Below are 6,427 nucleotides of genomic sequence, written 5' to 3' on the forward strand. Positions count from 1 at the left end.
TATCTATCAGGGTCCGGGGGTCTGGGATTTGTGTAAAAGAGCCAGTATGAATTACGTTCTGGTGGGATCGGAGTTGTGTATAACAGACAGGTATCGTCGTCGTCGACGAGGACCGCGGTGTCGTCGATCCGTAGCCGGTCACGGGTCGACTGCCACCGCTCGAGTGTTGTCACGATCATCGGCGCGCTCCTTCTGCTGATCGGTCGAGTGCCGCCTCCATGGTGCTCTCCTCGGTCGCTCGCGGCACGGCGGCGTCCGATCTGTCGAGCGTGCGGAAGGGCAACCACCAGTTGGCAGAGCCCATCAACTGGACCAGGGCGGGGACCAGCAGCATGCGGACCAGGGTCGCGTCCAGGATCAGGGCGATGATCATGCCGAGACCGAGGAAGCGCATCGGGGTCAGCGGGGACAGGGCGAAGGCGCCGGTGACGAGGATGAGCAGGACGGCGGCGGCGGTGATGACACGTGCTGTCTTGACCGTGCCGATGCGGACGGCGGTGGCGGTGTCGGCGCCGTCCCGGTGGGCCTCGGACATACGGGAGAGCAGGAACACCTCGTAGTCGGTGGACAGACCGAACACGACCGCGATGATCAGGACCAGCATGCCGGCCGGGATCGGACCCGCGGTGATGCCGAGCGGATCGGCGAAGTGGCCGTGGTAGAAGATCATGGTCAGCACGCCGAAGGTGGCGGCAAGGCTGAGGAACGCCATCGCAACGGCCTTGAGCGGCAACATGATCGAGCGGAATGCCACCGTCAGCAGCACCATGGTGGCCAGCACCATCATCGCGATCATCAGCGGCATCCGCGCGACCATCGAGTCGACGGTGTCGGCGGTCGCCGCGGTGTCGCCGCCCACGGCGAGGGTGGTGTCCGCCGGTGGTTCGAGTGCGCGGATGGCCTGGACGGCGGCGGTGGCGTCCTCGCTGCGGTCGGCGGCGGTGAGGAAGACGTGCAGGACGACGAAGTCGTCGTCGCGGCCCACCTGCAGTGCATCGCGGACCCCGGTGATCGCGTCGACGTCGTCGAGTACCGCGGTGACCGCGCCCGACTGCGGTGGGGCGCCGTCGACCCCGCGGATCACCACGGTCGCGCCACTGGCCGCGGCGGGGAACTTCGCGGTGAGTTCCTCGACGGTGCGGCGCATCTCGCTGTCGGGCGGCAACGCGCGATGGTCGATGTCGCCGAGCTTGATCCCGGTGAGCGGCGCGGCCAGGACGAGCAGGATCGCGCCGACGACGACCGTCACGATGCCCGGTCGCCGCAGCACGCCGTCGACCACCCAGGTGCTGAAACCTAGGGTGGGGGTGGTCGGCTTGGCGCGACCGATGCGTGCGCCGAACAGTGCCAGCAGGGCGGGCAGGACCGTCAGCGAGAGACCGGCGGCCAGCGCGACCGCGGCGACGGAACCGATTCCCAGCGACCGCAACACGGCCTGCGGGAACACGAACGTGCCCGCGAACGCACACATCAGCAGCAGCGCGGACAAGGCGACGGTGCGCCCGGCGGTGGCGTAGGTGCGGGTGATGGCGGCGGGCACGTCGCGGCTCTCGGCGTACTCCTCGCGAAACCGGTTGACCAGGAACAAGCCGTAGTCGATAGCCATACCGAGGCCGAGCAGCGACGCGATATTGACGGCGAAGGTGGTGACCTCGGTGGTCTCGGTGAGCAACCGGATGACGCCCAGCGAACCGGCCACCGCGAGCACACCCACCAGCACGGGTAGCGCGCCCGCCAGCACACCACCGAACACCAGCACCAGGATCAGCAGCGTCAGCGGCAGCGAAATCGACTCCGCCACGACGAGATCACGCTGCGACCGCTCGACGATCTCGGAGTTGAGCGCGCTGTACCCCGACAGCCTGGTGTCGATGCCCGGCACACGCAACGCGTCGGCGATCGATGGATACGCGGCAATGCGCGCGGTGTCGTTACCCGCGGTGAACACCACGGCGACGGCCTGCCGCCGATCATCCGAGACCAGGAAGTTCTTCACGGGCGGAACGGCGGTCCAATAGCTCTGGACCGGCCGGGCCAGCAGCGCTGGATCGATCCGTTCCAGCGCCGCACCGACCTGCGGGCCGATCTCGTCGACGGTCCGCCCCTCCGGCACGGTGTACAGCGCGACCACATCGGGACTCTGCGGTCCGAGATGCTCGGTGACCAGCCGATCCACCAGAGCCGACTCGCTGCCCTGGTCGGTGAACCCGCCCGCGCTGAGCCGCTGGGTGACGTCGGCGCCGAACGCCGCGCACAACCCGATGAAGACCACGACGGCGGCCAGCACCGTGCGCGGACGAGCGATGACGAGACGAGCCAGCGCGGTCACAGCGACGGGTCCGCCGAATTCTGCGCGGCCAACTCGGATTCGAGCATCGCCACGATCCGGTCCAGCAGTGCGTCCAGGCGTGCCTCCACCCCGTCGCCGTTGCGCGCCGACACCGTCAGGTCGGTCCGGCCGTCGAACTCGGTGAGCCCGAACAACAGTGGCATCGCGACGCTGTGCTGGGGTAGCACGTACAGCCCGGTGGGCTGGAAGCCGGGCACGGCCAGCTCCTCGGCGGTGAACCGGCCCATGTGAGACACGGTGGCCGACGCCAGGTTCCGGCCGATTCGGGCGCCGAGCCAGTTTGTCGTATGCAGGACACCACGATTGACTACATCGGGCACGAGCGTGATCCGCGTATTGGCCAGCTGGTTCAGCTCGCGGCGCTCGTGCAGGCCGGTCTTGATCTGATCCTTGACCTGCGTCCAGTCCCGGCCGGGTTCGATGTCGAGGAACAGCGGCAGGGCGAGATTGGCGGTCGAGCGCAGCTCCGGATCGTGCCTGCGCAGGTCGACCGGCATCATGATGCGCGAAGTCCCCGGTGTCTCGGCCGCGAGCAGCGCGCAGACCCGGGCCAGCGCACCCGGGCCCGCCGCGTCGATGCTCCGGTGCCGCAACAGATGCCGGGCCACACCCCGCCGCTGCCTGCCCCGGCCGACCGCGCTGCGATAGCGCGGCAGCATCGCCGTCGGCTTACCCGGCGCCCCGACCCGCGGCACGAGTTCCTGATCGGCGATCGGGTGCGGCTGGGGGATCGGCTCCTCGCCGCGCAGTGCGCGCAGCACATTCCGCACCCACAGCACCATGCCCATGCCGTCCATCACGCCGTGGAAGACCCGGAACACCAGCGTCACCGGCGCGCCGGTCAGCAGCAGCACCTCGACGGTGGTGTCCGGCGTCGGCCCGATCGGGCTGGTGAGCACGGGATCGGTCTCGAGCGCGGGCGCGTGCAGCACGTGCCCGCGCACCACCCGCACAGCGGGGGTGGTGCCGCTGTCGACCCATTCCGCACCGCGGCGCACCAGGCGCGCGCCGGGGGTCACCGCCGCGGCGGCAGCCACCGCCCGGCCCAGCCGAGCGGGGTCGATATCGCCCGCGCCGGGGATGACCAGTTGCATCAGGAACGGCGGCGCGAGATCGCGCATGGGGAAGTACATGCGTTCCGTCGTCGTGATCGGTCGGCGGAAGGTGGTGCTGCCGTTCATGATTGCCTCCGGAATCGTGCGATGACTAGCGCAGGTGCCTGGCGAGCGTCTCCACGCCGCCGACGGCGTCGAGCCAGGTGAGGAACTCGGCCAGCCCGGTGTCGCGGTCGGTGACCGGCGCATAGCCGAGATCGCGGCGGGCGGCGCCGGTGTCGTAGGTGGCGCTGCGCGTCATCAGGGCGACGGCGTAGCGCGACAGCGGCGGCGACCAGCGTTGCGCCACGGCCGGTATCCGCCACACGGTCTCGATGGCCGCGACCACGGCAGCGAGGACCCGGGGGTTCGGCCGGCGCGACGGCGGCGCATAGCCCAGCCGGGACGCGACCTCGCCGAGAAAGCCCCACACATCGGTCTTCTCGGCGTCGGCGATGAAGTACGCCTTGCCGCCCACGGCGTCCGCGGTGACGGCCAGCCGGCACGCGTGCACGATGTTGTCCACGTGGCACAGCGAGGCCTCGACCGTGCGGCCGTCCGACAGATCGGGCAGCGAACCCGCCGCGGTCCGGCCGAGCAGCCGCACGATCGGACCCGAACGGTCGCCCGCGCCCCAGATCGCCCGTGGTCGCAGCGCGACCGTGGTGAACCCGTCCGTATTCGCGGCGAGCACAGCACGTTCGGCGGCGGCCTTGGTCTCGGAGTAGAAGTTCAGATAGCGGCGCGGATACGGCAGCGATTCGTCGACGTCGAGCTGATCGCCGCCGTCGCGGTCCATCAGCGCACTGGGACTGGACACGAAGACGAACCGGGTGGCGCCGCTACCGCGGGCCGCGGCCAGCAGCAGCTCGGTGGCCTGCACATTCTCCGCCCAGAACCGGGCCATTGTCCCGCGCTCGTCGACCCGCGCCGCACTGTGGATCACGACATCCATGCCCTCGACGGCCCGCACCAGCGACGCCGGGTCGGCCAGATCGCCGTGCACGACCGTGACCCGCTCCAGCGCCGAGCCGAGATCGTCGAGAATGCTGGTGGGCCGCACCAGGATCGACACATCGTGCGCACCGTCGGCGACCAGCGCGCGCACGAGCGCACCGCCCAGGAATCCGGACGCACCGGTGACCAGAATCTTCATCGTCGCGCCTCCAGACGCTTGGCGGCCCACTGGGCGAGTTGTTCGCGGCCGATCTTGGCGTTGTGCCGGATATCGACGGGGAACCGGGGATGCACGAGGAACTCGCGGATCGGCTCCACGGTGTCGAATTCCACGGCGCGCGTGCGCAATCGGGTCTGCACCGCGCCCGGATCGGCGCCCGGTTCGAGCTCAACGCACAGCACCGGCCGTTGCGCGCCGCGCGCGCCGACACCGACGAGCGCGGTCCGCGCCACCCCGGGCACCACGTTGAACACCTGCTCGACCTGCACGGTGAACATCGGCCCGCGCGCGGTCTCGAGCCGCTGACTCTTGCGCCCGCAGAACCAGATCCGGCCCTGCTCGTCGATCCAGCCCAGGTCGCCGGTGCGATGCCAGGTCCGCTCGCCGTCGGCGATCTTGCCCGCCGCGTTCGCCGCCGCGGGCCAGTAGTAGTGGGTGCTGCCCTTCGGGCCCGTCACGACGATCTCGCCCACCTCGCGCGGACCCGCGGGACGATCCGCGTCGTCCCAGGACGCGACCGCGTCGTCGGTGATCGCGAGCAACCGCACCTCGACGCGATCGGCCGGACGGCCGATACACGTTCCGTCACCCTGATGCGCCCGCTCGACCAGACCGTCGAGGAGTTCCCTGGATTCGATCGTCGACATCGGCAAGGCCTCGGTCGACCCGTATCCCGCGTAGATCTCGGCGTCGGGGCTCAGCACCTCGCGCAGGCCCGCCACGCACCAGTCCGGCACCGGCGCTCCACCGGAGAAGACACTGGACAGCGTGCTCAGCTCGGCAGGCTGTGCGCGCAGATACTCGAGCAGCGGAATGAGCAGGGCGGGGGAGGCGAACAGGGTGCGCACGCCGAACCGTTCGATCGCGTCCACCACATGGGCGGGATCGGTCGAGCCGACCTTGCTGGGAATCAACGGCGGAAGCACACACCGCGATCCGAGCAGCAGATCGAGCACACCGACCAGCGGCAGGGTGATGAGCGACGTCTCCGGCGGGGTGTTGCCGCGGGCGGCATGCACCTGCTCGACCATGGCGGCGAGATTGCCGTGCGTCAGCTCCACCGCCTTGGCCGGACCGGTGCTGCCGGTGGTGAATCCGATGATCAGCACGTCCTCGGGTGCGGCGGGCGAGCGCTCCGGCAGCGTGCCCGACGGCCTCCGGCCCCACGCGCGCAGGGTCGGACCACGCCAGAACCAGCGCCGTCCGACCGTGAGCGTGGTGCGCACGCCGCGGAAACTGCGCGCGAACAGCACCCGCAGGGCATGCGCCTGCGGGATCCCGATGAACGCCTCCGCCTCGACCGCGCGCAGACAGTGCACCATCCGGCGCACACCCATCCCCGGGTCGATCACCACCGGCACCGCGCCGATCTTCAACAGCGCGAACAGGATCGCGTACAGCTCCGCACTGGGCAGCACGAGCACGATGGTGCGTGTCCCGCTGCTCACCCCCGATCGGAGGAGCTGCTGGGCGATCGCGTCCGACCACTGGTCGAGTTCACCGTAGGTGATCCGGCGGTAGTCGGGCAGACCGGCGGGTGTCTGCCCGTCGGGGTAGATCACCGCGGCCCGGTCCGGTTCCGCGGCGGCGAAGCGCCGGAAATCGTCGATGGTCTGCCAGTAGGTCGCCGTCGTCACGCGGTGGTCTCCGCGGGGAGGCGGTAGAGCGCGGCGGCCGCGGACGGACCGGCGCCCGCCGCGACGAACAGCACGTGGGTGTAGCCGGTCAGCGAGCCCTCGGCGATCGCGCGGTCGTAGGCCAGGGGCAGCGAGGCGGTGTGCGGGTCGCCGTCGGTCAGGTCGGTAG

Annotated in this window: 5 protein-coding genes; all 5 read right to left on the reverse strand. The window is 70.2% G+C overall.

Annotation, left to right across the window (positions count from 1 at the left end; translation table 11 throughout):
• Positions 1-175 precede the first annotated feature (175 nt).
• From ACFWPJ_RS21530 to ACFWPJ_RS21550, 5 genes are read right to left on the reverse strand one after another with little or no spacing between them, the layout of a single operon-like run.
• Positions 176-2,329 (reverse strand): MMPL family transporter, encoded by a 2,154-nt coding sequence (locus tag ACFWPJ_RS21530; RefSeq protein ID WP_378853969.1) that lies wholly within the window; start codon positions 2,327-2,329, stop codon positions 176-178.
• The gene (locus tag ACFWPJ_RS21535) at positions 2,326-3,531 is read right to left on the reverse strand and encodes a peptide synthetase (protein ID WP_378853970.1); all 1,206 of its coding nucleotides are present in this window, start codon (positions 3,529-3,531) and stop codon (positions 2,326-2,328) included. The genes ACFWPJ_RS21530 and ACFWPJ_RS21535 overlap by 4 nt, the downstream gene beginning before the upstream one ends.
• 25 nt (positions 3,532-3,556) lie before the next feature.
• Complete coding sequence (locus ACFWPJ_RS21540) at positions 3,557-4,600, reverse strand: NAD-dependent epimerase/dehydratase family protein (protein ID WP_378853972.1); 1,044 nt, start codon at positions 4,598-4,600, stop codon at positions 3,557-3,559.
• A complete protein-coding gene (locus ACFWPJ_RS21545) occupies positions 4,597-6,258 on the reverse strand; it encodes a fatty acid CoA ligase family protein (protein WP_378853974.1) in 1,662 nt (553 codons plus the stop codon). Before ACFWPJ_RS21545 ends, ACFWPJ_RS21540 begins: the two co-directional genes overlap by 4 nt.
• Positions 6,255-6,419: a 3-oxoacyl-[acyl-carrier-protein] synthase III C-terminal domain-containing protein gene (locus tag ACFWPJ_RS21550; protein ID WP_378853976.1), complete on the reverse strand. Its 165-nt coding sequence runs from the start codon at positions 6,417-6,419 to the stop codon at positions 6,255-6,257. Before ACFWPJ_RS21550 ends, ACFWPJ_RS21545 begins: the two co-directional genes overlap by 4 nt.
• Positions 6,420-6,427 lie beyond the last annotated feature (8 nt).

The organism is Nocardia sp. NPDC058497, assembly GCF_042720195.1.
Classification (GTDB): Bacteria; Actinomycetota; Actinomycetes; order Mycobacteriales; family Mycobacteriaceae; genus Nocardia.

Excerpts from the sequence above, each read along its gene's own strand:
- ACFWPJ_RS21535 (WP_378853970.1), bottom strand. The coding sequence starts at position 3,531 with ATGAACGGCAGCACCACCTTCCGCCGACCGATCACGACGACGGAACGC.
- ACFWPJ_RS21540 (WP_378853972.1), bottom strand. The coding sequence starts at position 4,600 with ATGAAGATTCTGGTCACCGGTGCGTCCGGATTCCTGGGCGGTGCGCTC.